26 protein-coding genes and 1 tRNA gene are annotated in these 24,153 nt (G+C 48.7%); 18 read left to right on the forward strand and 9 right to left on the reverse strand.

Going from position 1 to position 24,153, the window contains the following annotated elements; all coding sequences use genetic code 11:
• Window positions 1-38 precede the first annotated feature (38 nt).
• The gene (locus JRJ22_RS10660) at window positions 39-818 is read left to right on the forward strand and encodes a LamB/YcsF family protein (protein WP_206104430.1); all 780 of its coding nucleotides are present in this window, start codon (window positions 39-41) and stop codon (window positions 816-818) included.
• 108 nt (window positions 819-926) lie between these two features.
• Here JRJ22_RS10660 and JRJ22_RS10665 read toward each other — a convergent pair whose 3' ends face one another.
• Window positions 927-2,210: an ammonium transporter gene (locus JRJ22_RS10665; RefSeq protein ID WP_232381103.1), complete on the reverse strand. Its 1,284-nt coding sequence runs from the start codon at window positions 2,208-2,210 to the stop codon at window positions 927-929.
• A gap of 138 nt (window positions 2,211-2,348) precedes the next feature.
• On the reverse strand, window positions 2,349-2,696 hold the full coding sequence (locus JRJ22_RS10670) for a P-II family nitrogen regulator (protein ID WP_054940182.1): 348 nt from the start codon (window positions 2,694-2,696) through the stop codon (window positions 2,349-2,351).
• Window positions 2,697-3,589: 893 nt separating this feature from the next.
• On the opposite strand from JRJ22_RS10670, the gene JRJ22_RS29720 reads away from it, so the two are divergent.
• Window positions 3,590-3,790, forward strand: a complete 201-nt coding sequence (locus tag JRJ22_RS29720) for a DUF5131 family protein (protein WP_206104431.1) — start codon at window positions 3,590-3,592, stop codon at window positions 3,788-3,790.
• Window positions 3,791-3,942: 152 nt separating this feature from the next.
• Here JRJ22_RS29720 and JRJ22_RS10680 read toward each other — a convergent pair whose 3' ends face one another.
• From JRJ22_RS10680 to JRJ22_RS10695, 4 genes are all read right to left on the reverse strand, one after another.
• Window positions 3,943-4,395 (reverse strand): hypothetical protein, encoded by a 453-nt coding sequence (locus JRJ22_RS10680; protein ID WP_206104432.1) that lies wholly within the window; start codon window positions 4,393-4,395, stop codon window positions 3,943-3,945.
• A gap of 184 nt (window positions 4,396-4,579) precedes the next feature.
• Window positions 4,580-5,020: a hypothetical protein gene (locus JRJ22_RS10685; RefSeq protein ID WP_206104433.1), complete on the reverse strand. Its 441-nt coding sequence runs from the start codon at window positions 5,018-5,020 to the stop codon at window positions 4,580-4,582.
• Window positions 5,021-5,473: 453 nt separating this feature from the next.
• Window positions 5,474-5,545: transfer RNA gene (locus JRJ22_RS10690), tRNA-Val, on the reverse strand.
• 93 nt (window positions 5,546-5,638) lie between these two features.
• The gene (locus tag JRJ22_RS10695) at window positions 5,639-6,085 is read right to left on the reverse strand and encodes an AAA family ATPase (RefSeq protein ID WP_206104434.1); all 447 of its coding nucleotides are present in this window, start codon (window positions 6,083-6,085) and stop codon (window positions 5,639-5,641) included.
• Between the two features lie 153 nt (window positions 6,086-6,238).
• On the opposite strand from JRJ22_RS10695, the gene JRJ22_RS10700 reads away from it, so the two are divergent.
• From JRJ22_RS10700 to JRJ22_RS10720, 5 genes are all read left to right on the forward strand, one after another.
• Window positions 6,239-6,772 carry a cupin domain-containing protein gene (locus JRJ22_RS10700; RefSeq protein ID WP_206104435.1) on the forward strand — a complete coding sequence of 178 codons (534 nt, stop codon included), beginning with the start codon at window positions 6,239-6,241 and terminating at the stop codon, window positions 6,770-6,772.
• Window positions 6,769-7,200 carry an NUDIX hydrolase gene (locus JRJ22_RS10705; protein ID WP_206104436.1) on the forward strand — a complete coding sequence of 144 codons (432 nt, stop codon included), beginning with the start codon at window positions 6,769-6,771 and terminating at the stop codon, window positions 7,198-7,200. The genes JRJ22_RS10700 and JRJ22_RS10705 overlap by 4 nt, the downstream gene beginning before the upstream one ends.
• A gap of 259 nt (window positions 7,201-7,459) precedes the next feature.
• A complete protein-coding gene (locus JRJ22_RS10710; RefSeq protein ID WP_206104437.1) occupies window positions 7,460-7,681 on the forward strand; it encodes a hypothetical protein in 222 nt (73 codons plus the stop codon).
• A 114-nt stretch (window positions 7,682-7,795) separates the two neighbouring features.
• Window positions 7,796-8,239: a GNAT family N-acetyltransferase gene (locus JRJ22_RS10715; protein ID WP_206104438.1), complete on the forward strand. Its 444-nt coding sequence runs from the start codon at window positions 7,796-7,798 to the stop codon at window positions 8,237-8,239.
• Window positions 8,240-8,326: 87 nt separating this feature from the next.
• On the forward strand, window positions 8,327-8,563 hold the full coding sequence (locus JRJ22_RS10720) for a DUF3892 domain-containing protein (RefSeq protein WP_232381104.1): 237 nt from the start codon (window positions 8,327-8,329) through the stop codon (window positions 8,561-8,563).
• Between the two features lie 77 nt (window positions 8,564-8,640).
• On the opposite strand, the gene JRJ22_RS10725 is transcribed toward JRJ22_RS10720, so the two are convergent.
• Window positions 8,641-9,378, reverse strand: coding sequence for an MBL fold metallo-hydrolase (locus JRJ22_RS10725; RefSeq protein WP_206104439.1), 738 nt, complete (start codon window positions 9,376-9,378; stop codon window positions 8,641-8,643).
• A 153-nt stretch (window positions 9,379-9,531) separates the two neighbouring features.
• On the opposite strand from JRJ22_RS10725, the gene JRJ22_RS10730 reads away from it, so the two are divergent.
• Both JRJ22_RS10730 and JRJ22_RS10735 read left to right on the forward strand, forming a co-directional pair.
• Entirely contained in the window at window positions 9,532-10,083 is a 552-nt protein-coding gene (locus JRJ22_RS10730; protein WP_054940195.1) for a hypothetical protein, read from the forward strand.
• A 91-nt stretch (window positions 10,084-10,174) separates the two neighbouring features.
• Complete coding sequence (locus JRJ22_RS10735) at window positions 10,175-10,498, forward strand: DUF1292 domain-containing protein (RefSeq protein ID WP_019911532.1); 324 nt, start codon at window positions 10,175-10,177, stop codon at window positions 10,496-10,498.
• A gap of 120 nt (window positions 10,499-10,618) precedes the next feature.
• On the opposite strand, the gene JRJ22_RS10740 is transcribed toward JRJ22_RS10735, so the two are convergent.
• Window positions 10,619-12,094, reverse strand: coding sequence for an aminotransferase class I/II-fold pyridoxal phosphate-dependent enzyme (locus JRJ22_RS10740; protein WP_206104440.1), 1,476 nt, complete (start codon window positions 12,092-12,094; stop codon window positions 10,619-10,621).
• 92 nt (window positions 12,095-12,186) lie between these two features.
• Between JRJ22_RS10740 and JRJ22_RS10745 the strand changes: the two genes are divergently transcribed.
• The 4 genes from JRJ22_RS10745 (at window position 12,187) to JRJ22_RS10760 (ending at window position 16,731) form a co-directional block, all read left to right on the forward strand.
• Window positions 12,187-13,473 (forward strand): MFS transporter, encoded by a 1,287-nt coding sequence (locus JRJ22_RS10745; protein ID WP_206104441.1) that lies wholly within the window; start codon window positions 12,187-12,189, stop codon window positions 13,471-13,473.
• A gap of 305 nt (window positions 13,474-13,778) precedes the next feature.
• Window positions 13,779-14,375 carry a hypothetical protein gene (locus tag JRJ22_RS10750; RefSeq protein WP_206104442.1) on the forward strand — a complete coding sequence of 199 codons (597 nt, stop codon included), beginning with the start codon at window positions 13,779-13,781 and terminating at the stop codon, window positions 14,373-14,375.
• Window positions 14,376-14,640: 265 nt separating this feature from the next.
• Window positions 14,641-16,053 carry an NADP-dependent phosphogluconate dehydrogenase gene (gndA, locus tag JRJ22_RS10755; protein WP_206104443.1) on the forward strand — a complete coding sequence of 471 codons (1,413 nt, stop codon included), beginning with the start codon at window positions 14,641-14,643 and terminating at the stop codon, window positions 16,051-16,053.
• A 132-nt stretch (window positions 16,054-16,185) separates the two neighbouring features.
• Window positions 16,186-16,731 carry a shikimate kinase gene (locus JRJ22_RS10760; protein ID WP_206104444.1) on the forward strand — a complete coding sequence of 182 codons (546 nt, stop codon included), beginning with the start codon at window positions 16,186-16,188 and terminating at the stop codon, window positions 16,729-16,731.
• 25 nt (window positions 16,732-16,756) lie between these two features.
• Here the strand turns inward: JRJ22_RS10760 and JRJ22_RS10765 are convergent, their stop codons facing one another.
• A complete protein-coding gene (locus JRJ22_RS10765) occupies window positions 16,757-17,065 on the reverse strand; it encodes a rhodanese-like domain-containing protein (RefSeq protein ID WP_206104445.1) in 309 nt (102 codons plus the stop codon).
• A 113-nt stretch (window positions 17,066-17,178) separates the two neighbouring features.
• Here JRJ22_RS10765 and aroA point away from each other — a divergent pair, with 113 nt between their 5' ends.
• From aroA to ptsP, 5 genes are all read left to right on the forward strand, one after another.
• Window positions 17,179-18,471, forward strand: a complete 1,293-nt coding sequence (gene aroA, locus JRJ22_RS10770) for a 3-phosphoshikimate 1-carboxyvinyltransferase (protein WP_206104446.1) — start codon at window positions 17,179-17,181, stop codon at window positions 18,469-18,471.
• 196 nt (window positions 18,472-18,667) lie between these two features.
• Window positions 18,668-19,102, forward strand: a complete 435-nt coding sequence (locus JRJ22_RS10775; RefSeq protein ID WP_206104447.1) for a CoA-binding protein — start codon at window positions 18,668-18,670, stop codon at window positions 19,100-19,102.
• A 248-nt stretch (window positions 19,103-19,350) separates the two neighbouring features.
• Entirely contained in the window at window positions 19,351-19,929 is a 579-nt protein-coding gene (locus JRJ22_RS10780) for a hypothetical protein (protein ID WP_332461377.1), read from the forward strand.
• Window positions 19,930-20,411: 482 nt separating this feature from the next.
• Window positions 20,412-22,298 (forward strand): glucose PTS transporter subunit IIA, encoded by a 1,887-nt coding sequence (locus tag JRJ22_RS10785; RefSeq protein ID WP_206104448.1) that lies wholly within the window; start codon window positions 20,412-20,414, stop codon window positions 22,296-22,298.
• The gene (ptsP, locus tag JRJ22_RS10790) at window positions 22,295-24,052 is read left to right on the forward strand and encodes a phosphoenolpyruvate--protein phosphotransferase (RefSeq protein WP_206104449.1); all 1,758 of its coding nucleotides are present in this window, start codon (window positions 22,295-22,297) and stop codon (window positions 24,050-24,052) included. Before JRJ22_RS10785 ends, ptsP begins: the two co-directional genes overlap by 4 nt.
• Window positions 24,053-24,153 lie beyond the last annotated feature (101 nt).

Below are 24,153 nucleotides of genomic sequence, written 5' to 3' on the forward strand. Positions count from 1 at the left end.
GATTAGTGTAAATACATAAATGCTGGGGGTTAAAGCTGATGAAGACTGTCGATTTAAACTGCGATCTAGGCGAAAGCTTCGGGGCTTACCGCTTGGGACGCGATGAGGAAATCCTGCCACTCATTACCTCAGCCAATATCGCCTGCGGGTTTCACGCCGGAGATCCCGGAACCATGTCACGTACCGTCAAGCTGGCGCTTGAACATCAGGTGGCTATAGGCGCTCATCCGGGCCTACAGGATCTGATCGGCTTCGGACGCAGGGAGATAAAGCTTTCACCAAGGGAAGCCTATGAGCTTACCATCTATCAGGTGGGGGCGCTATGGGGGTTCGTTCGGGCAGAAGGTGCGGTGCTTCAACATGTTAAGCCGCATGGCGCACTTTATAATATGGCAGCTGTTTCCGCAGGACTGGCGGAGGCGATTGCTGAGGCTGTATACCGGATCGATCCTGAACTTATTCTAGTCGGTCTGGCCGGAAGCGAACTGATCCGGGCGGCCAAGAAGACCGGGCTGCAGAGCGCCAGTGAGGTATTCGCCGACCGCACTTACCAGCGAGACGGATCATTAACACCCAGAAGCGAGCCTGGTGTGCTGATTACAGATGAACAACAGTCGTTGCAGCAGGTCCTGCAGATGGTGACGGAAGGTAAGGTGCACACTACCCGGGGAGAGAATATAGATATATTCGCGGAGACAATCTGCCTGCATGGTGACTCTCCACACGCCGTAGAATTTGCATCGTCCATCCGCAGTGTATTGGAGACAGAGGGAGTGGCGGTACAGAGTCTGAGCCAAACAGCTAAGCGTTTATCTTGAAGCAGTTACATACTATCACCCGCATAACCAAAAGAAACCTCGCTTTAAAAATGGCAGACTTTACTCCATTTTGCTAAAGTGAGGTTTCTTAATTATACTTGATGTCTTCTAATCCTCTGAACCGGTTCTAAGGAGCAATGCTTCGTCCAGTCCGGGCTGATCGCTGAACCGTTCCAGCTCGTTATAGGCGGGGATACCATGCATAGCCATATCCAAGCCTTCTTCTTCCTCAGAGGCACTGACGCGAAGACCAACGGTTTTGTGAATCAGCTTGGCCGCAGCGTAGCTCATTACAAAGCCCCACACCATGACCACGACCACACCAAGCAGCTGAACACCCAGAAGGTGAAACTGTCCTGTGGTGAACAAGCCATCCTGCTTATCAAAAAGCCCCACAGCCAACGTACCAAAGGCTCCGTTAATTCCGTGTACCGCAACCGCTCCGACAGGGTCATCCACCTGCAGCTTATCGATGGCAAGCGTCCCCCAAATTACCAGGATACCGGCAATCAGGCCAATGAGAATGGCTGAGTAGGGAGTTACAAACGCGCAGCCTGCTGTAATTGCGACCAGACCGGCCAATGCGCCGTTCATGGTCATACTCGGATCCGCCTTGCCAAAACGGAACATCGTGTAGACCATGGCGGAAGTCCCTCCGGCAGCAGCAGCCAGCATAGTATTCAGGGCAATTACGGAGAGGCTGAGATCTGCAGCATTCAAGGTGCTTCCAGCATTGAAGCCAAACCAGCCAAACCACAGGATAAAGGTGCCTGCAGAAGCCAGCGGAATATTACTCGGTGCAAACACGTTCACACTGCCATCGGTGTTGAATCTTCCGCGGCGCGGACCCAGAACTTTAGCGAAGGCAAATGCCGCTGCTCCCCCAAGTGCATGTATGGCAGCCGACCCGGCGAAATCCTTCATACCTAGTCCGGCAAGCCAGCCATTCGGGTTCCAGACCCAGTGTCCGGAGACCGGGTACAAAATCGCTGCCACAAAAAAGGCGATGAGGATATAAGCTTTAAAGGACATCCGCTCAGCTACCGCACCGGAGATAATCGAGATGGCTGCGATGGCAAAGCCGATCTGAAATAATACGTAAGCTGATAATGGAAGATTTAAATCTATAGGCAGAGACTGGGAAGCTCCCCAAAAATTAAAGCTAATGATTCCGGCAAAATCTTTTCCGAACATAATCCCAAAGCCAATCAGGAAAAATGCCAGAACACCGACTGTAAGATCCACAAAAATCTTCATGGTGACATTCACTGCGTTCTTCGTCCGCACAAAACCTGCTTCGAGCAGGCTAAAGCCGCCCTCCATAAACAAAACCATAGCAGCAGCAAGCACTAACCAAACCGTATTTAATGCCATATCCGTTCCGGCGTTCATGATGTTACCCTCCCTGTCACTTTTACAACATAGTAATGATATAAGGAGAGTGTAGAGAATGTCAACTTCAAATGTTATGTTAGCTTACATAGATTTGGGTAAAAATTGTCTGGCTATTTGCACTTTTTAACATGTGGGTTATTTTAACTCGTCGATCGTATCATCGGTTTCGCCAGTTCGAATATTGTACATTTCAAGGAGGGGCAGTACGAAAATTTTGCCGTCTCCCATTTCTCCGGTCTGTGCGGTAGCAATAATGGTCTTAATCGTTTCTTCGACTTTATGGTCGGAAACAACGATTTCCAGCTTTATTTTGTGGTGCAAATTGACGGTATACGATTTCCCTCTGTACACTCCGGTTGTGTTTTTTTGCTGGCCGCGCCCTTGGGCCTGGGTCACTGTGAATCCGGTGACTTGAATCGTACGGAGTGCATCAATTACTTCTCTTAGTTTCTCCGGGCGAATAATTGCTTCAACTTTTTTCATATTAATCCTCCACAATCAGTGTTCTGATATGTGAATTGTACCACAAGATTTGCACTCATAGGTATTTCAAAAAAAGTGACTTTAACAATGAGAAGCGTTAAAAAGTTTTAATGGTAGCGCTGTATTTCGGATCAGGGAGTTGAAGGTGTTATCGATAATACATGATTCGACTTACTGATCAGGTCCTTAATTCATCTAATTGAAGTGCCGATTCCGGCTTCATTATATAGTACACAATTCTGAAGAGGTCTCTAGTTCCTGTTTCAGCTTGTGGATTGTCAGGTGTATGGGCTGCGAAAGTGAGGACGGTACGGGGGAGAGCATGTTTGCAGATAGAACCTTCCGGTAAACTAAAATACCTGGTACACGATCAAATAGCAATGGTTTTTGAAGAATCAATTTGTGGCATAGCCCTTAAAGGGAAAGATAAGCGTTACATCCGGAATGCCATTATTGTGATAAGGTATTTTCGCCATGTAATTATGACGGCGACCTGCTCTATAGCAGCTGCGGAGCTAAGTGGGGGGACGCTCGAATTATGATTGAAGATGAACAAATACGATGACGTGGACTGGGGGGGGTTAAGCATCCCCCTTATAAATCTTACTTTTTCTTACGCTTGTTCAGGAACCCTATCCAACAACTAGTAGCCGCGAGGAAAGCAAGAATAACTGGCACCAATTGATTATTAGTCAAGATAATACACCTCCAGTATCCCGAATACTACCATTAGATAAATTTTTAATTATGTACTTTATATCACCGGAGATGATAAACAGTATGTAAGACGTTAAATACGATGAGTACGGCCAGTCATCCGGGTCAACTACCAGCATAGATTGGGTCATTGTCGGCGGAGATATCGGTCCTAAGGCCCGACCTATTCATCTGTGGTGGTACAGGAGCTTCGGGACCAATGTCAGATTGCCGGCGTACCTTTCTTCTTCAAACAGTGGGGTGAGTGGCAAGATACCTACATATTCTTCCATTCAGTTCCCTGCCAGATGCCTACATGCCAAATTCGGCATACTGAAGTGTCTAAGTCGAGGTTAAACCACTGCTTACCTTTAAAACGCCGGCTCATTGCATCGTAAAGCTTAATATCATGGATGATTACAGTCATGGCGTAGTGGACGCATACTGCTCACTAAGGGGGATAGTATAGCTTATTGCGGCAGCTCTGAACTAAAACCCAAAGTCATAGACTGCCGCTGTTATTTTTTATACTAACTATGAATCATTAACCTTAAGCGGTTGTCCCTGCTTGAGCAACTCCATTGAAAGTAACGGGACCAGTAATTGTGATGGCTGGTCCTGGTCCAGAATCGAAAGCATACATCGAATATCTTATTTCACCAGAGACAGGTACAGGAGGGTGGAAATCCGCAGCACTGAAAGAAATTAAGTTGTTGCCAGTATACAAATCTACAGTAGCTGTATAAATTACTACACCTGTTCCGCTAACTCCTGTACCACCTCTTTCAATGGTAATGGTAATAGCATTCGACGCAACACCGTCAACACCAATGGTTCCGACCAGTTCCACACGAACATCTGCAGCATTAGGGGTACTTAACACAGCAGCCACCTGTAAACCGATATCTCCCAAGAGCAGTGTTGGAGTATCAGGAAGTATTCCCACTCCAGTATTTGTATTGCTGAATTGAGAGGTTCTTGAATCTAAGAATTGAATAGCCATATAGTTCACTCCTTTGTCGATTCTTACTATCAGTATATGTTCTCTCTTAATTATTGTATGGACTAAACATGAGAGTGCTTTACCTATATTTGAGTTGGAAAAATTGGCTCGGACATTATCCGATTGTTCTATCCGACTTAGTTAGTGAGAATCTTATGATTGTTAGAATTACCGATCCAGATAATTAAGCTGTCCTCTTTTTCAAGAATGAATAAATCAGATAACTAGCTGTACATGGAATGAGGTATGAAACGTAGGTAAAGCCTAAGTTCCAATCATTTTGATAAACAACTTTCCCTGTAAAAACAAGAGTGCTTTCAAGGACAGTTTTTACGAGTGACATTACAGGGATAACAATCCATGCTCTTCCAAAATTATTGATCAAGTTTAGCGTGAAAACCGAAAACAATGCAAAAATCCCGAAATTGTATGGGATAAAGGATATTGTCCCGTAATCTTTCGGTGTAACGTACCACCAGTTCATATGAAATCCAACATCATTGACGAGGAAGGCAAGTAGTGCACCAATTATGCTAACTTGTATTGCAAAAGTCGGTTTCTTTATAAGCAAATATTGCCCAAAACACCAAGGAAGAATAAACCCCAAAAGTATATTTAATAACATCAAAATCACCTCGGATTAATTATTGCCACAAGTTGCGGGGTATAGGCATAATTGTTCTTTTTTTCAAGGAAGAGTCAAAGGTGCGTAATATGCTTGTGTCGCAGTACGAAGATACCAGGGAGTAGGAGTATCCCCCTCCTCTCCCATAGGTTCAATAAACTACTTCTTCTTTTTAAAGAAACCAAATAAAAACAAGAGAATTAAAATAACGATTATAAATTTCATCGGTATCACCTCTTTTTTGTGGGGATTATAGCATGATCTGCACGATTGATATAGAGGGTAGAGGAAGTATAAAATGGTCGGAAGGATAAGAAAGCTGGTGCCGAAGATGGCACCAGCTTTTGCTTTAATCTAGTACAGGGTACCATAATGGCACCAATACCATTTGTGCTTTGATTTATGAGGCGAAGAAAAAGAAAAAAAGCCTTGATATACAAGGCTTTCTGCGTATAGGACGGATGGGGTTCGAACCCATGACCCCTACCCTGTCAAGATAGTGCTCTCCCGCTGAGCTACCGTCCTGCAACGAAATTTATAATACCACAGGATGTCAGGTGAGCGCAATATTTTTTTAAGGATAAGATACATGGTGGTTTCTAGGTATAGTTTTTCAAATTATATCTTTAATAAATCTTGGATCGTTGTTACTACTACATGAGTACTAATGCCAGTTGTATCAATGGTATGAGTGATCATTTCTTCATATAATTTCAGCCTGTTACAACTCGACTCAATTTGTTCAACGGTTCTGTTATCAAGCAACATCCGATTCCGTAAAGATTCATCAGAACAAGTGAGCGTTATTCTTGTAAGTTTGTACTCTTCCCGGTGAAGTACCCAATTGAATAGGATATAGTCAAAGTTCGAATTCTCTAAAAAACTCCGGAGTAAATAGGTAATGTTACCCTCGACCACTTTTGTGTTCTCTTCTGTAATTATCCACGGGTTCATCATCCAGCACCAGTCCCCATCCAGCCAAACCGATTTGTGAAGTTTTTGATGCAGTGCTTTGCTAACTGTGGTTTTACCCACACCCGGTGTGCCGTTTTTCACTAAGTTCACCTGCGTTTATTAGGTTTTTATTATTTGCCATGCATGATTTCCTCTAGTTGTATGTTGTACGCTGATATTGTGAAGGAAGTTGCAAATTATGGAAAAGTGAACAGGTATCATGGTATCTTAAGTGGGACGAATTAAAATGGGGAGTGAGCGGAAATGGCGACAATTTTTAATGACCACAATATTTCGTTTAAGCAAAAGCAGTCTCCGGTACCGGAGTTTGCCTGGCATACCAGTGAGAAGCTGGCTAATGTGGTGGGCTCGAAGCATTTGATCTTTGATATCCGGTCACTGGATCCGGGGAAGTACTCTTATCCTTATCATTTTCATAGAAATGCGGAAGAGATCTTTGTAATCATGGAAGGGAAAGCACTGCTTAGGACGCCAAAAGGAATTGAGGAGCTGGGCACAGGCGATGTGGTGTTTTTTGAGACAGGCCCGGAAGGAGCGCATCAGCTGTTTAATCATACAGAGGCGCCATGTAAGTACTTGGATCTGCGGACGAATAACGGATTAGATGTTGCGGAGTATCCTGATTCCGGAAAAATCAATATTTTGCCGTACGAAGAGCTGTATCAAGCCGAGGACCGGGTGGATTATTACAAAGGTGAAGACAAGACCCGGGAGAAGTGGGAGCAGTTATCCGGTAGTTCTTCCAGCCATTCTGACAAAGGGGATAACAGCCAGTGAAAGTAACGATGTATGAGACAGGTATAGATGAAGCTGTACTTAAGTATGTGGTTATTGTTGCAAGACAGGGTGAGCAATGGATCATGGCAAAGCATCGCGAACGGTCGACATGGGAATTTGCCGGCGGCCATATTGAGCCGAATGAATCCCCGGATGAAGCCGCGGCCAGAGAGCTGTATGAGGAGACTGGAGCGGAGGAATACACGTTATATCCAATCAGCATATACTCGGTTGTCAGTGAGGGAGTACCTGAGAGCTTCGGTAAACTCTATCTGGCAGCCGTTCATAAGTTCGGACAACTCCCGCAGTATGAAATGGGGGAAATTAAGAGCTTTGCGGAAATACCCGAAGAAGTAACATACCCGATGATCTACCCTGCGCTTATGGCAAAGGTGAAGGATTTCATGAGGCAACATGAGCAGATCTGAGTAGAGGATAACGCTACGCTTGATACATATTTTAAAATTGATATGGAGGTGCCGTTATGCATGGCATATGAGACCAGACCTGAATTTACAGTGAGTGTGACGAGGCATATTTAGTTCTGTTAGGAAGTTTGGCTTGAAATAGTGCATTTTATCTTCTATATAATAAATGTAGCGGCCTTTATGAGTATATCGAGCCGGTTTATTATTCTTCTCAATCGTCAAAGCTGGAAACAGCAGTATTGATGGGAGGAATAAGCTAATGCGCAAATTCAAGTTACCGGTAACGGTTCTCTGTCTGGCTCTGCTCCTGGGGTTAACAGGTTGTAAGACAGTCTATCAGCCTCCTGAGGCTGTGGAAATACACCGGATGAGTGACATGGACATGGATGTCCAGCATAATAATTTAGATGGTCCGCTGTCACCGGTGATGCAGGATGTCTATGATCGTTCCATCTCCACAGAAGTCTACTCGGTTGAATAAGCTCTGCTGCCTCCGCCGCGGCAGGAGCAAATGTACTTCCCTATACAGGTTATCAAAAATTCTGTATAATAGGTCAACTATTGTTTTGACATAGAGAGGGGACAAAGGGAGAACATGGCGGCGGAAATTGTACATGTGACTACAGATGAACTGCTTCAGATGGGGCTGGATATCCGCAAAAAGGTATTTGTTGAAGAACAGAACGTGCCGGCGGAAGAAGAAATTGATGAATACGATGTGATCAGTGATCAGGCGCATCATTTGCTGATTATCGATAACGGTCTGCCGGTAGCTACCGGACGCCTGATTTATTATAAAACAGGGACTGCCAAGATGCAGCGTATCGCTGTCCATAAAGATTACCGGAGTAAGGGATACGGCCGGATTCTACTGATGGCGCTGGAAGAGCGGGCCCGTGAGCTGGGTCTTGAGTTCTCTGTGCTGGATGCACAGTGTCAAGCAGAGGATTTTTACAGCAAGCAAGGGTATGAGGTCATCTCTACGGAGCCGTTTTATGATGCTGGTATTTTGCATGTAAGAATGCAGAAGAAGCTGTAACGGGCTCAGGTACATATTTTGTCGGTGCTGAGGGCAAGATAGGGGTGAGCCGTATGGCTAATCCAAGCGTGAAGGAATGAATCCCAAGTGATGAACAATGAACGCGAGCGGTTTGTAGCAGCCCAAAGAAATGGTGACGGTGACCTGATGAAGTTTCAGACTTCCTCAGGACGAGTGCTGGATTACCAGCAGGCGCTTCAGGAGGTTCAGGCCGGCAGTATAGCTGGAGTGAACGTGTTCAAAGGAAGAGACGGAGAGATGTACATCCGCGGTGACGCAGACGGTGATCCGAGCAATAATCTGGATCAGTTGCCGCAGTTTTAAGTACGGCTGGACAAACGCTATTAACGCGAACTTGTCCGGCCTTTTTTTTCGTTTATTTCCATAAAGGTTAGCAGATCTTACAGCGCATAGATCACATGCTGCTCCAGAAAGGTCATCTCAGCAGTTTTCCCCTCGAACTCCGGCTTTTGATCCCCGTAATGCATCAGACGAATCACCTTACGGACGTCTTCAGGCAGAGACAATAATTCACTTAGCGTTGTATGAACCTCGCCAGGACCTTTGAGCTGGCAATCGTGGAAGATTTGACGGATAGCCTGCTTACGGACCAGCTTCAGTAGCAGCTCAGGCTGAAAGATCATATCGGCACTATAAAAGATTTCTCCGCCCAGCAGCAGAGAGTAGCTGTCTTTGCCGCGGATATGGGGTGTGCGGATCAGCTCCAGTGTGATTTCGGTGGAGAGCTGATAAGGAAAGCCAGGTTTCAGCAGCCTGACCTCAAACGCGTCTTCTAGAGAACTTGGATTATGAGCTGCTGAGGAGCTGTTCTTTTGAAAACTCTCCCACAGCGGTTCAACTAAAGTATCGGCTACCAGCAAGATCATCTTTCTGCCGAACTTTGTTCTCATAAGCCTGGATAGCTCAGGGAGACCGCCGGCATGATCATCATGGATATGGGTGATCAGGACGGCATTTACATCCGCGAAGGATCTGCCCAGCTTCTCCATTGCCAGTGGAGCTGTCGTTCCACAGTCAATCAGAAGTGTATAATCCCTGCTTAAAAGCAGCCCGTTATTATTATAGTAGTTTTTGGCAAAAGCATCGCCTGTGCCAAGCATTTGCAGACTTACGGTCATCGTATCGTTCCTCCAATATTCAGTGCTGAGGCCTTAATTTATATATAGTATCATTTTAAGCTTTGTATTGAAATTTACGTCCTAAACCTGCGCAACTTGTGGCAATCTTGGTAGTATATATTAACAGCATGAATTATTTGGAGGGTCTCTATTATGAGATGGAAAAAAATTGCTCTGTGCGTGGTTGTTTTTTCCCTAATGGGAGGATCATTATTGTTCGCGGACGCTGTAAATCAGAAGCTTAGGGTATGGAGCAATGGAAAGGAAATGGCCGATGGAGGCTATTTGATTGACGGAAAAGCCTATATACCGGCTAGAGAAGCCGGAGGTGTCGTCAGCTGGGACGGTTCGGGCAAAGTGACGATCCTTAAGCCAAATGTGCAAATCGTACTGTTTAACGGCGATAAGGTTTTTGGCAATGTAAATGTGGGCAAGCTCAAAATCAAGGTGTTGACCCAAGTGGACAGTCTGACCGACGATATTGCAGCAGTGAAGGTTGCCATTACTGATCCTTCCGGCAATGTGAAGGACATTCAGTCCCAGGAGCTTGGCGGTTCGAAGAAGGAGGATTTCTGGTTCCCGACTTCGGAGTTCACGTATGATTTCAAGGATGCCGGCAAATACCGGGTGGGCTTCTATATCAAGGCGTCCAAGGGCTCTGATTACGTACTTGTGTCTGAGAAGGTAATCACTGCGCTGGATTAAGTATTTTGGGCGGCCCTCAAATTGACCTGAACTTATCATACGTGTTACGATACCAAATGTAGGATAATTCAATTTAAAGTGAGGTATTTCAATGAGCGATCACAAACATGAGCATGGCCATGAACATGGTGAAGCATGCGGTTGCGGACATGATCACGACCATGAGCACGAGGAGTTTGTGCTGACCTTGACGAACGAGCAGGGCGAAGATGTAGAAATGGTGCTGGTGGAAACGTTCGACGTAGGCGAGAAATTGTACGCACTGCTGCTGGAACGTGAAAACCCTGAAGCAGACGGCATCATTCTGCGTATGGAAGAAGAAGATGAAGAAATGGTGCTTTACAACATTGAAGATGAAGCTGAATGGAAAGCTGTTGAAGAAGCTTATAATGAGCTGCTTGCCCAGCAAGAATAGATTTCAGTGTAGCTGAGAGGCTGCGGACCGGACAGGCAGCGGCGCTCTAATGCACAAAACCCGATACTGATCCAGTATCGGGTTTTTGTATGGGAACATTTAATTGGGAGAAGCGGCCGATCAGGAGATCGGCTCGGCTTCTACAATCACTTTAACGAAGTTGATGCTGCGGTCTTCAGGCCCTTTGACCGGCAGACCGATTTCTACATGGTCGATGATATAGTCGATGTTATCCTGGGTAATTACTTCACCTGGGAGTAAAATAGGAATCCCCGGCGGATAGACATAGATAAACTCCGCTATGATATAGCCTGCAGACTCGCGGAACGGAACCACCTGAGTGTCTGCGTAGAAGGCATCCCGGGGGATAAGGGCAAGCTGCGGAATTTCCGGCACTTGCACCTTTAGCTCATAGATTTCACCTTTGCTGTAGTGGATTGCTGAGAGCACCCGCAAGGCAGAAATCAATTTATCTACGGATTCCTGGGTATCGCCAGGGGTAATCAGGCAAAGAATGTTATACATGTCGCTCAGTTCAACTTCAATGTTGTACTTCTGGCGGAGCCAGTTCTCAGTCTCATAACCGGTAATGCCAAGATGACGCACATGAATGTTGAGTTTCGTCGGATCCAGATTAAAGGTGGCTTCTGTACCGAGAATTTCTTTTCCAAAACTGTACAAGCCGTCAATATTGTTAATCGCCTCACGTGCGTAATTGGACAAAGCAATCGTCCGTGAAGCCATTTCGTGGCCGTTCAGTGCAAGATTGCGTCTGGAGGTATCCAGGGACGCGAGCAGAATATATGAAGTGGACGTAGTTGTGAGCATGCTGATGATCGTCTGTACCCGCTGCGGGTTGACCAGGCCGGTCTTCGCATTCAGATTAAGTACCGAGCTTTGCGTCATGGAGCCGCCCAGCTTGTGTACACTGGTTGCTGCCATATCCGCTCCGGCCTGCATGGCCGAGACCGGCAGATCCTCATGAAAATGAATCAATACTCCATGTGCCTCATCCACCAGTACGGGAACGCCGTAGCTGTGGGCAAGATCCACAATCGAACGCAGGTCGGCGACAACGCCAAAATACGTTGGATTGATTACTAGAACTCCTTTGGCGTCCGGATGACGCCTTAATGCCCGTTCCAGCGAGCTGGTGGTAATGCCGTGGTCTATCCCAAGATTCTCATCCTGTACAGGTGAGACAAAAACAGGCTTGGCTCCGGAGAAAATTATCGCCGACATCACTGATTTGTGAATGTTGCGGGGGACAATTATTTTGTCTCCTTCCGAGCAGACAGAGAGGATCATAGTCATGATGGCATTGCTCGTGCCTTGTACGCTAAAATACGTATAGTCGGCGCCAAAGGCCTGCGCAGCCAGCTTTTGAGCTTCCAGTATCACCCCGGTAGGCTGATGAAGGTCATCGAGCGGTGCGATGTTGATCAAATCTATGGATAGCGCGTTATCGCCGATAAACTCACGGAATTCGGCATCGGTTCCTAGCCCCTTCTTATGCCCAGGAATATGAAATTGAACAGGGTTTCCGGCGGCATGCTTTTTAAGAGCGGTGAAGAGGGGAGTTTCGTGTTGATTCATTTAATGCTGTCACAACCTTTCGTCAAGATTTATTTTTTTACGACAAGCATCAGTATAACAAATCAATCACCATAATACTAGGATGTGATGTAATGTCTGGCAAAGTAGCACAACGTATGCATATCAATCTGGCTTCGCCGTTCATCATGGAGATGTGGGTAATCATCTTCCTGGTGGAATTTGTAAAAGGATCCCTGCTGGTCGCTTTGCTGCCGGTTTATATGGAGAACATTCTGGGTCTGTCAGTCACCGTTGTCGGGTTCGCTTTTGCCCTGCAGTATTTAGGTGATAATCTCTTCCGCAGCCCGTTCGGCTGGGTGATGGAGCGGATCGGGTACCGCTGGACCATGACCGGGGCTCTGGCGCTGATTCTGGTGGCTGTCGGTATGATTATATATGCCAAGGATGCAGTAACGTTGTCTGCAGCCTGTCTTATTCTAGGCATCGGTACATCGCCCCTTTGGCCATGCACCATGACCGGCATCACCGAACTGGCAGGCTCCACGGAAAGTGGCAGCAGCGGGGCAGCGATGGGCGCGGTGGAGATGGCTTCGCTTGCCGGAACGGGCATCGGACCGATTGTTGTTAATTTCATGATGGATCACGGAGGACAGAGCTACCGGTTCGTATTTTTTGTACTCATGGGCTGTGCTGCAGCGGTGACAGCGATTGCGATGCTTCTGCCTTCGAGAATTGGCGGGCAGGCGACTCATGTGGTGCGCGATATGCACGGCGATGCTCCGGAAGCAGCACGTAGACCGCTACAGCCCCTGCAGAGTCTGAAGCGTACGATGCATCAAGTAAGAACCTCACTGAAGGTTAGCAGGCTGCTCTTCCCGGCCTTGTTCCTCCAGGCATTTGCCATCGGGCTTATGACTCCTGTGGTGACCCTGTTTACACGCGCTGAGCTGCACGTGACCCCGAACCAGTTCAGTCTGCTCTTGATTGCAGGTGGAGGAATCACGGTACTGGCGCTTATTCCAGCAGGAAAGCTGGTAGACCGGATAGGAACAACACTCTTTTTGAATATCGGCTTCCTGCTGGCGGCCTGCTCGCTGGCATTCTTCTCCCAGGTGCGCTGGCTGCCGCTGGCCTTCGTGGCTGTGGCCCTTGTCGGAATCAGCTATGCGCTTATTCTGCCCGCCTGGAATGCTTTTATAGCTAAGCAGGTGCCAAAAGGTGAGCGGGGCACCGTATGGGGCTTATTCCTGACCCTTCAGGGCTCCGGGATGGTAGCCGGGCCGGTTCTGTCAGGTAAGCTGTGGGATTCGGTCAGCCACGGTGCGCCTTTTCTGGCGAGTGCAGCGGTGATGGTATTGCTGTTCGGTCTACATCTGCTGATCGTTCACCGGACCAAGCTGAAACATAATCCAAGCTGAATAAACTCGGTCAGCTAAATTATAAGCCGCAAGCCAGGGAACTCTGTGTTCCTGTGCTTGCGGCTTTATTTTATCGTAAGGCTGAATGAATAGGGGGCAGAAGTAAAATGAGCGGAGACCGTTTGGAAATGGCAGGAAACGGGTAAAAATAGTCAATAAACCAAGTTACCGCTACATAATATGAAGTATAAAATAAATGTAAGACGAATGCATAGCTATTGACAGGTAAAGTGGAGGTCCGGCAGCCAGTTTTATGTATACAGATCAGCTGCATTGTATTAACAAAGCTGTTAGGGGGGAGTGCCGTGAACAAAAATGATGAAGTGGAGTACTGTAATCTGGAGCTGCGCTTTGACAGACAGCATATTCAGGAGCTGATCAAGGATTTGATCAAAGAAGGCTATTCCCTTTACTGGAGTGAGAATGAAAGTGTTTTTTTGATTTCGGTGCGCACCGGACGCAAGCTGGTGAAGCTTCGCTTCCAGCAGATCAAGGATGGCTATAAGCTGGTAGGCGATTATATGATCCGTGATGCGCGCCTGTCCGAGTGGATGGAGAAGCTGATAGGCGATATGAGAGGACACGCGGTAGTCAAAAGGTTCCGTGACCGCCAGATCATTATTGAGAATATTTTATTTGGTGAAGTGATCCGACTGGTGGAAATTTCCGGGTATCAGCAGCGTGTGCTGTACCAGAAAGGTCCACTGCTCTCGGATCAGGAGCTGACGAAGCTATTCTACTCCGGTGAGGGGGAGGAACGAATCCAGCAGCGCAGAGTGGAAGTGGATGAGGAACTGGACCGCATGAGCGAAGCGTTGCGAAGCGAGGACCCCGCGCAAGTAGAAGCTAGCAGGGCGAAACTGGCTAAACTGGCCCGTGAATTGAACATGCTTGAATGGTAAGGACAGCAACTGACAAATATAGCAGGGTATCCCGCAGGCCGGGGTGCCCTGAGTTTTTTTGGAGTGATGATCAGGGGTTCACTTCTGGCGGTAAAAACGGTAAAATAGTCATTGTGAGCAATTTCCTATTTGAAAAGGATTTTGTCAATGAAATTGATCTCTCTTTCGCAGACGGAACTTTACTGTATCTGACAAAGGGTGGTATTCTTAATACTGCGAGAAATGAATTTCACAAAAATACAGGATGCAAAGGGTGGAGGACCAGATGGCAAAACAACAAATCGGTGTAATTGGCTTGGCGGTAATGGGTAAAAACTTGGCTCTTAACATCGAGAGCAAAGGCTTTACCGTATCGGTATTTAACCGTTCCCCGGAGAAGACACATGACCTGATTGCCGAGGCAGAAGGCAAAAACTTGGTAGGTACTTTTTCTGTCGAGGAGTTTGTAGAATCACTTGAAGTACCGCGTAAAATTCTGATCATGGTGCAAGCGGGTAAAGCTACTGACGCAACAATCGAGCTGCTGCTGCCACATCTTGACCAAGGCGATATCATTATCGATGGGGGTAATGCTTACTTCCCTGATACCGTGCGCCGCAGCAAAGAGCTTGAAGAAAAAGGCTTCCGCTTCATCGGCACCGGTGTATCCGGCGGTGAAGAAGGGGCGCTTAAAGGACCTTCCATTATGCCTGGCGGTCAGGAAAGTGCCTACAAGCTGGTAGAACCGATTCTTACGGCAATTTCGGCCAAAGTGGACGGAGAGCCTTGCTGTACATATATTGGACCTGACGGTGCCGGACACTATGTAAAAATGGTGCATAACGGTATCGAGTACGGCGACATGCAGCTGATCTGTGAAGCGTACCAATTATTGAAGGATGTGCTTGGCCTGGATGCCAAGGAACTGCACAGCATCTTCAAAGAGTGGAACAGCGGGGAGCTGGACAGCTACCTGATCGAGATCACTACAGATATCTTCGCACAGTATGATGAAGAAACCGGCAAACCGATGGTAGATGTAATTCTGGATGCAGCAGGCCAAAAAGGAACAGGAAAATGGACAAGCCAAAGCTCACTCGACCTTGGTGTGCCTCTGTCCATGATCACCGAATCTGTATTCTCCCGCTTCCTGTCAGCTATGAAGGATGAGCGTGTAGAAGCCAGCAAAGTGCTGAGCGGGCCGGCTGTTGAGCCTTTCCAGGGTGACAAGGCAGAATTCATCGAGAACGTGCGCAAAGCACTGTTTGCCAGCAAAATCGTATCCTACGCTCAAGGCTTCGCCCAGCTGCGCGTAGCTTCCGACGAATACAATTGGGATCTGAAATACGGCAGTCTGGCTAAAATCTGGCGTGGCGGCTGCATTATCCGCTCCCGTTTCCTTCAGAACATTACTGATGCTTACGAAACTAATCCGGAGCTGAAGAACCTGCTGCTGGATCCGTTCTTCAAAGACATCATGAGCTCCTACCAGTCCGCTTGGCGTAAAGTGGTTGCCGCAGCGGTAACCCAAGGGGTACCTGTACCGGGCTTCTCCAGTGCACTTGCATATTACGACAGCTACCGTACAGAGCGCCTGCCAGCAAACCTGCTTCAGGCACAGCGCGATTACTTCGGCGCCCACACCTTCAAACGTGTGGACAAGGAAGGCGTCTTCCACCACAACTGGCTGTCTGAATAGTAGTAAGGGATAAACCGCTAATAACGGCCCGAACAGCTTCCCTTTCGCGGGAGGACGTTCGGGCCTTTTTTATTTGTGCAACCTTTTCACCCTGTGTTATGATATGACAAATGTCGCGGTTGGAGGGTAGTCATGACAGGGGATAGGGAGCAACAAAGTGAAAACAGGGCGAACCGGAACAGGAACATTATCCTGGTTGGGATGATGGCTACAGGCAAGTCAACGGTTGGCGCAATGCTGGCAGAGGAGCTTGGCTACGAGCTGGTTGATTTAGATCATGTGATTATTGAGAGTGAAGGCCGGAGCATCGCGGAGATTTTTGCGAGTGAAGGTGAGGCATATTTCCGGAAGCTTGAATCGGCAGCATTGCTGCGGATGCTTGAGGGAGAGGGAAGAATAATCTCCACGGGCGGAGGAGCGGTGCTTGTCCCCGGTAACGCCGAGATTATGCTGGCCCATGGTCTTGTAGTGGCTCTTACAGCTACTGAGGAGGCAATTCTTGCAAGGGTTAGCGGGGATCAGAATCGTCCGCTGCTCGCCGGCAACGCGCAAGAAAGGATCCGCACCATAATGGAGCAGCGCCGTGAGGCTTACCGTTTCGCGCATTGCACGGTCGATACATCGGAGCTGAGTGCGGCAGAAGTGTCGCAGCATATTTTAATGCATTACCGCGGTTGAGCTTTTAAGTGTACTTGCGGGCAGCTTAGTCTTCTGCGGTTTCGTTCCATTCAATCATCCCGCCGCTGAGGTTGGCGGTAGTGAAGCCGAACTGCTGCAGATATTCACAGACGCGCTGGCTGCGTGCGCCCGAGCGGCAGATGAAGACCACTTCAGCATCGGCCGGAAGCTCAGCGGTACGCTGCGGGATCTGGCCCATGGGAATGTGAACAGCGCCCGGAATCATTCCGGTGGCTACTTCATCATCTTCACGGACATCTATCAGACACAGGTCCTCACCTGCCGTAAGACGCTGCCGCAGCACTTCGGGTGTAATTTGTGGAATATCGTTCATGGTAAAGACCTCTTTTCTTTGAGAGAATGATTTTATGATAACACAGCATTAGATTACCATGTCAAACCCAGCACTACATATATACACTACAATTATTAAGGAGCGTTTGGATTATGGACGTTATTGTTAGGCCGACACCTACCCTGCAAGGAGAATTTGGAGCACTGTCTTCCAAAAACTACACTACACGCTACCTGTTGGTAGCCGCTCTGTCTGAAGGCGTTAGTACCATTTATCATCCTGCTCACAGTGAAGACAGTGATGCAATTCGCAGATGTATCGCTGATCTGGGAGCCGTGCTGACGGAAGATGACGAGAAAATCGTGATTCAGGGCTTCGGCCGGAATCCACGCGATGTAAAAGAATTGAATGTCGGTAATGCCGGTGCAGTACTGCGTTTTCTGATGGCTGTTGCCGCGCTGAGCCCTGAGGTAACCTTTGTGAATACTTATCCAGATTCCCTGGGTAAACGCCCGCATGACGATCTGATCAAGGCGCTGGGCCAGTTGGGTGTTGAAGTGGAGCATAACAACGGAAGGCTTCCCATTACGATTCGCGGCGGAAAGCCGGCCGGCGGTAGGATTACCGTATCCGGAGCAGTCAGCTCTCAGTATCTCAGTGCGCTGCTGTTCCTGACGCCGCTGCTTGAGGAAGACAGCGAGATCGTTGTTCTGGACGATCTGAAATCGAAGGTCGTTGTCGGCCAGACGCTGGAGGTGCTGGAGCAGGCAGGCATCGTTGTTCATGCCGCAGATGATTACATGTCCTTTAAAGTGCCGGGCCGCCAGGCCTATGCCGCCAAATCGTACACTGTACAAGGCGATTATCCGGGATCAGCGGCTGTGCTAGCAGCAGCGGCAGTCACGAAGTCGGATGTGAAGATTCACCGGCTTGCTGAACACAGCAAGCAGGGAGAGCGGGCAATTGTCGACGTGCTGCGTATGATGGAAGTACCGCTTACCCATGAGAACGGAACTGTACATGTTCAGGGCAACGGAATCCTTAAGGCTGTGGAATTCGATGGCGATGCAGCCACTGACGCTGTACTGGCTATGGTAGCGGCAGCGGTATTTGCCGAAGGTACCTCGCGCTTCTACAATGTGGAAAACCTGCGGTATAAGGAATGCGACCGCATCACGGATTATTTGGCCGAGCTGACCCGTGCCGGAGCCAAGGTCGAGGAGCGCCGCGACGAGATCATCGTCCATGGGTTGCCGGAAGGTGTAGAAGGCGGCGTGACTATTAATGCGCATTACGATCACCGGGTCATTATGGCCTTGACGGTGGTTGGCCTTCGGGCCCGTCAGCCACTGCTGATCAAGGACGCTCACCATGTGGCGAAATCGTACCCGCAATATTTTGACCATTTGCGCGAGCTTGGTGCCGATGTGGAATGGGTAAAATAGGAATAGAGTGCGGAGTCTAATAAGACTTGATCACCGCATGGGCTGATGGCCGAGGATTCGCTTGGATCGTACACACCCGTACTTTTGTGAGCGGCTTGCTTTGAGCTATATCCAAGTCTAATATGTAGGTGATCCGTAATATTCACAGGGAATCCCGGCCTAAGGCGGGGACAACTGAAGAGGGGGATAAATCACTATGAGTTTTGAAAATCCTAGCCGTGAGCAGATCGGCGATATTCTAGCCTCTGCAGGCAATATTGCTGTTGTAGGCCTTTCCGACAAATCAGACCGTACCTCGTACATGGTCGCTTACGCCATGCAGAGCCGGGGTTACCGGATCATTCCGGTTAATCCTACAGTGGACGGCGACATCCTGGGCGAGAAATGTTACCATACACTGGCTGAGATCCCGGAGCCGGTCGATATCGTCAATGTGTTCCGCCGCAGTGAATTCTGCGCTGAGGTTGCGCAGGAGGCGGCGGACATCGGGGCGCGCGTGCTGTGGCTCCAGCAGGGCATTATCAGCCAGGAGGCGGCTGACATCGCCGCTGAGCACGGCATGATCGCGATCATGGACCGCTGCATCAAGGTGGAGGAAGCCGTTACGATGCACGGGCGCAGCCGCGGGTAAATGTAAATTGGGGCAAGAAGAGGGAAGGGATTCAGGATTTGGTGCCCGGACTGCTGGGTAAACCGGTTCACGTGCGGAACACGTGAACTGGAGGCGATGACCCGGCCCCCCCTTTCCTTGATCCAGCTTAGTTTAATCTGGAAAATGCCCGGATGGCTTGTTATACTGGCAATAGACGAAGAACGTTCACTACCCGTAAGAGTAACTGCGGGCCGTGGGCGTTTTTTTATTTGCGGGAGGGGATAAGTTTGGAGTTTGAAGAGGTACATAGCTTATGGATTAGTCAGCATACATCAGATAGAATGGGTGAACGTAAAGGCAGACTTTTAAGAGGACATAATTTCGCTGAGAAGCTGTTCTTGCAGAACGTGTGGTGGCCGCTCTTTGAGTCGCTGGATTTTTTGCATCCCGAATATGAGGTGTATGACTGGAACCGTAAATCGCAGTTTATGGATTTTGCTTTTCTGCCGCAGAATGGTGCACGCATCGGGATTGAATGCGATGGGTATCAGAGCCACATTAAGGATATGGACCGCGAGAAATTCAGCTATGCTCTGAACCGGGACAACTTCCTTGCGGGAATGGGCTGGCGGATGCTGCATTTCTCCTTCGATGACATCCAGAAGCGTCCTGAAGTGTGCCGGATGCTGCTTCAACTGGCGCTCGCACCATACTTGGCCAGACATTCAGCTGTTTCAGATATTTTGTCGGCGGAAAAAGAAGTGCTCCGCCTGGCTTGGCGCCTGGCAGGCCGCTTCGTCCGAAGGATGTTACCGGAAATTTTCAGATCAATTATAGGACGGCGCGCAGACTGCTGGATAGTTTAAGTGATAAAGGGCTCCTGAAGCCTGTGGCCTCAAATGAGCGGGTAAGGTACTACGAGGTGAGAGCTATGCAGGCTGACCAAATTTGGTAGAAAGCGGATGCATGCAATAGGTGGCTCTTTTATCTGAAGGAAAAAGGAGATAAATGTAGTATGTGCAACTAAAATCGGTTAATATCCAGATTTATCAAATATAACTGTACTTCGTACAACTATAGTCTTCACTTATGCTTTAATTGGTGAAATTCGTACGAAATAGTTGTAAAGAGTGCAGTTAATATAAATTACGTGATACAGTTCCATATTTAGTTGTACCAAGTACACTTATTATGTAGCTGGAGTAGCTGGAGTAGCTGGAGTAGTTTCTGCTCAGGTTTACCCTTCCCATCCCCCGGGAGGCGTGGTATTCTAAGTGTTGCGTATTCTTTTGACAAAAACTGCTGTAGCGCTTACCATTCATTTATAGAACGAAAGGAGAGGGTCACCTTGAATTGGCTCGGATCTTTGCAGCAGTTGGGCAGAGCCATTATGCTTCCTACCATGGTGCTTCCGGCTGCGGCCATACTGCTGAGTCTGGGCAGCTTACCGTGGTCTGCATGGGGACTTTCTTCGGTATCCGAAGTGACTACATACGCGGGGCAGGGGATATTTTATTTCATGCCTTATTTGTTTGCTGTCGGAGTCGCCTGGGGGCTGTCCAATCAGGCCGGACCGGCCGGGCTTGCAGCGCTTGCAGGAATGTTTACCTATGACCGGATTGTTACCAATATGGGAAACGGGGCTGTTCAGCCTGCAACACTCATCGGAATTATCCTCGGAATTGTCGCCGGCGTGGCACATAACCGGTTCAAGAATATCAAGCTGCCAGAAGCGATTCAGTTTTTTGGCGGGTCGCGTTTCGTACTGTTGTTCATGGGACTGTTCTCTGCCTTATTTGCCTGGGTAATGCTCGGCGTTTCGCCGCTTTTGCAGGATGTGCTGGATATTTTATTCCGGGATGTACAGGCCGCCGGCGGCTATGGGGTTTTTGTATACGGGGTTTTGTATAGGTTACTTACAGCCTTCGGGCTGCATCATATCCTGAACAATGTGTTCTGGTTCCAGCTGGGCACCTTTACCACTCCTGACGGCAGTGCGGTCGTGCAGGGGGATTTGCCGCGTTTTTTTGCCGGTGATCCTACAGCCGGTGTCTTTATGGCCGGATTGTTCCCAATTATGATGTTCGCACTGCCGGCGATTGCGCTGGCTATTATTCAGGAAGCACGAGAAGACTTGAAGCCCAAGATTAAGAAGACTTTCTTGCGGGCGGCCCTCGTCTGCTTTTTGACAGGGGTTTCGGAGCAGATTGAGTTCGCCTTCCTGTTTGCTTCCCCTTATTTATTCGGTCTGCATGTGGTAATGTCGGGTCTTGCTATGGTGCTGACCTATGCCCTGGGCATTCATCACGGGTTCTCGTATTCGGCGGGAGCGATTGATTTCATCCTCAATATGCATCTCTCACAGCGTGCCTGGCTGCTGATTCCGATCGGCATCGGCTACGGCATTGTATATTATAATGTATTCCGCTGGGCGATCCGCCGCTTCCAGATTCCTACACCGGGGCGCGAAGAAGGCTCGGAGCTGGGAGATTGGGCAGGTAACATTCCGTATCAGGCACCGCTGATTCTGGAGGCTCTGGGCGGCAAAGAAAATATTGTCCAGGTGCAGGCCTGCATCACACGGTTAAGATTAACGGTACACAATGACCGATATATAGATACAGCGGCACTGAAAGGCCTTGGCTCTGCTGGAATTATCAAGCTGGGCGGCGGTAACGTGCAGGTGGTGTTCGGGACTTACTCCGAGCTGATCCGCGAGGAGATCGATAAGCTGATGCTGCGTGATCTCCCGCAGGTATTGTTCTGCTCACCGATTCAGGGCCGGATGATGCCGATTGAAGAAGTGCCGGATCATATATTTGCAGCTAAGCTGGTTGGAGACGGAGTTGCCTTTTTCCCGGAAAAAGGAGAACTGGTATCGCCTGTCTTCGGCAAGGTAATGCACGTGTACCCCACAATGCATGCAGTAGGCATTTCAACGCCTGAGGGGCTCGAGGTGCTTATGCACATAGGGATCGATACTTCGCAGCTTAAAGGGCCGTTTGAGGCGCTTGTACAGGAAGGCGACAGTGTAGAGCCGGGACAGCTGCTGGTCAGATTTGACCTGGCCTTTTTGCAGGAGCATGCAGCTTCACTTGCCACACCAATGGTCATTACCAACCCTGACCGTGTAAAATCCTGGAGCTATGCTCCATTCAAAAACGTGAAAAAGGGGCAATCGTCCGTAATGTCCGTGGTACTACATGAGAGTAATGTTGGAGGGATCGAAGCATGATACAGGGCATAGGCGCTGCAGCAGGTGTTGCCATCGGGAAGGCCTTTGTCTTGCCGAACTGGGAATGGAGCCTGCCGGATACGCAGGTGAATCCCGTGGATCTGGCCAAGGAGTTTGAACGGTTATATGAAGGCATCCGTACCTCTAAAGATGAAATAGAATTTATTAAAAAAGAATTCCGAGAGGTCGTAGGTCCGGAAGAATCGAGTATCTTCGACGCTCACCTGGCTATTCTGGATGATCCGGTATTCATGAGTGAAATCCGCGGTATTATTGAACGTCAATATAAAGCGGCTGAGGTAGCTGTTAAGGAAGCAATCGATCACTTTGTTGCGATGTTCGATCTGCTCGACGATGAGTATATGAAGGAGCGGGCGGTTGATATCAAGGATGTCGGAAACCGACTGCTGAAACATCTGCTGGGAGCACCAGAGGTAACGCTGCCGTCAGATACACAGCCGTATATTCTGGTGGCAAAAGAGCTTTCGCCTTCCCAGCTGGCTCACTTGAATCCGGTTTATGTGCTCGGTATTGTTACGATGATGGGCGGCAAAACCTCCCATTCCTCGATCATGGCCCGGGCGCTGGGCATCCCGCTGGTTGCGGGCCTGGAGAACAAGCTGACGAGCCCGATCCAGACTGGGGATATGCTGGTGATGGATGGTGAGACCGGGACGGTGCAGATTCATCCGGATGAATCCACTGTACAGGCCTACGCCGCAAGACGCGACAAGCAGCAGCGCAAAAAAGAACAGCTCGAGCTGCTCGCGACGGTGGAAGCCATCACCAAAGATGGTGCGTCTCTGCATCTCGCTGGCAATATCAGCTCAGTCAAGGAGCTGGATATGGCGCTGAAGTATGGAGCCGAAGGCGTAGGGCTGTTCCGTACAGAGTTTTTGTATATGGACCGCCACTCGTTCCCTACAGAAGAAGAACAATTTGAAGTCTACAAGCTGGTTGCCGAGAAGGTGGGCAGCAACAGCGTAGTGATTCGTACCCTGGATATCGGGGGGGACAAGCATCTGGATTATTTCCAGCTGCCGGAGGAGCAGAACCCGTTTCTTGGCTACCGTGCAATCCGCATCAGTCTGGACCGTAAAGATATGTTCAAAACACAGCTGACTGCGATTTTGCGGGCAAGCCATTTTGGAAATGTCAAACTGATGTTCCCGATGATTTCTTCGGTAGAAGAAGTTCAGGCGGCCAAAGCCATACTGAATGAAGTGAAGAACGAGCTGGATGAGCAGGGAATTCCCTATAACCATAAAATACCCGTTGGCATCATGATTGAGGTTCCGGCTGCCGTTATGATTGCGGAACTGCTGGCGGAGGAAGTTGACTTTTTCAGTATTGGCACCAACGATCTGGTACAATATGTTCTTGCGGTTGACCGGATGAATGAGCAGATTGCCCATATGTACCACCCGTATCATCCGGCTGTACTTCGCATGATCCGGATGACCGTGCAGGCAGCACGGGATGTTGGCATCGACGTTAGCGTATGCGGCGAGATGGCTGCTGATGAGCGCTCGCTTCCGCTCTGGCTGGAGCTCGGCATCCGCACTCTCAGTATGTCTCCGCAGGCGCTGCTGCGGGTGAAGCACCGCACACTTAATACTTTAGCCGCGGAAGCTAAAGAGACAGCCAAGGCTTGTTTCCGTCACCGGACAAGTCTGCAGACGGAAGAGCTGCTAAGCGCGTTCGCTGTGCGAAGCGGTGCTGCAGCTGAGGCTCCGAAAGAGAAGACCTTGTGATGATAAGGAAGCCAAAGTATATTCAGCGAAGTGAAAGGTCCGGCGGATACGCCGGGCCTTTTGCGTTACTGCTCCAAAAATGCCGTCAGCTAAAAAAGTAA

This window comes from Paenibacillus tianjinensis (assembly GCF_017086365.1).
GTDB classification, from domain to species: domain Bacteria; phylum Bacillota; class Bacilli; order Paenibacillales; family Paenibacillaceae; genus Paenibacillus_AQ; species Paenibacillus_AQ tianjinensis.

What these genes read in the sequence shown, in the direction of transcription:
- JRJ22_RS10660 (WP_206104430.1), top strand. Translation starts at nt 39, where the DNA reads ATGAAGACTGTCGATTTAAACTGCGATCTAGGCGAAAGCTTCGGGGCT.
- JRJ22_RS10665 (WP_232381103.1), bottom strand. Translation starts at nt 2,210, where the DNA reads ATGAACGCCGGAACGGATATGGCATTAAATACGGTTTGGTTAGTGCTT.
- JRJ22_RS10670 (WP_054940182.1), bottom strand. Translation starts at nt 2,696, where the DNA reads ATGAAAAAAGTTGAAGCAATTATTCGCCCGGAGAAACTAAGAGAAGTA.
- JRJ22_RS10680 (WP_206104432.1), bottom strand. Translation starts at nt 4,395, where the DNA reads ATGGCTATTCAATTCTTAGATTCAAGAACCTCTCAATTCAGCAATACA.
- JRJ22_RS10685 (WP_206104433.1), bottom strand. Translation starts at nt 5,020, where the DNA reads ATGTTATTAAATATACTTTTGGGGTTTATTCTTCCTTGGTGTTTTGGG.
- JRJ22_RS10700 (WP_206104435.1), top strand. Translation starts at nt 6,239, where the DNA reads ATGGCGACAATTTTTAATGACCACAATATTTCGTTTAAGCAAAAGCAG.
- JRJ22_RS10710 (WP_206104437.1), top strand. Translation starts at nt 7,460, where the DNA reads ATGCGCAAATTCAAGTTACCGGTAACGGTTCTCTGTCTGGCTCTGCTC.
- JRJ22_RS10715 (WP_206104438.1), top strand. Translation starts at nt 7,796, where the DNA reads ATGGCGGCGGAAATTGTACATGTGACTACAGATGAACTGCTTCAGATG.
- JRJ22_RS10725 (WP_206104439.1), bottom strand. Translation starts at nt 9,378, where the DNA reads ATGACCGTAAGTCTGCAAATGCTTGGCACAGGCGATGCTTTTGCCAAA.
- JRJ22_RS10730 (WP_054940195.1), top strand. Translation starts at nt 9,532, where the DNA reads ATGAGATGGAAAAAAATTGCTCTGTGCGTGGTTGTTTTTTCCCTAATG.
- JRJ22_RS10735 (WP_019911532.1), top strand. Translation starts at nt 10,175, where the DNA reads ATGAGCGATCACAAACATGAGCATGGCCATGAACATGGTGAAGCATGC.
- JRJ22_RS10740 (WP_206104440.1), bottom strand. Translation starts at nt 12,094, where the DNA reads ATGAATCAACACGAAACTCCCCTCTTCACCGCTCTTAAAAAGCATGCC.
- JRJ22_RS10745 (WP_206104441.1), top strand. Translation starts at nt 12,187, where the DNA reads ATGTCTGGCAAAGTAGCACAACGTATGCATATCAATCTGGCTTCGCCG.
- gndA (WP_206104443.1), top strand. Translation starts at nt 14,641, where the DNA reads ATGGCAAAACAACAAATCGGTGTAATTGGCTTGGCGGTAATGGGTAAA.
- JRJ22_RS10760 (WP_206104444.1), top strand. Translation starts at nt 16,186, where the DNA reads ATGACAGGGGATAGGGAGCAACAAAGTGAAAACAGGGCGAACCGGAAC.
- JRJ22_RS10765 (WP_206104445.1), bottom strand. Translation starts at nt 17,065, where the DNA reads ATGAACGATATTCCACAAATTACACCCGAAGTGCTGCGGCAGCGTCTT.
- aroA (WP_206104446.1), top strand. Translation starts at nt 17,179, where the DNA reads ATGGACGTTATTGTTAGGCCGACACCTACCCTGCAAGGAGAATTTGGA.
- JRJ22_RS10775 (WP_206104447.1), top strand. Translation starts at nt 18,668, where the DNA reads ATGAGTTTTGAAAATCCTAGCCGTGAGCAGATCGGCGATATTCTAGCC.
- ptsP (WP_206104449.1), top strand. Translation starts at nt 22,295, where the DNA reads ATGATACAGGGCATAGGCGCTGCAGCAGGTGTTGCCATCGGGAAGGCC.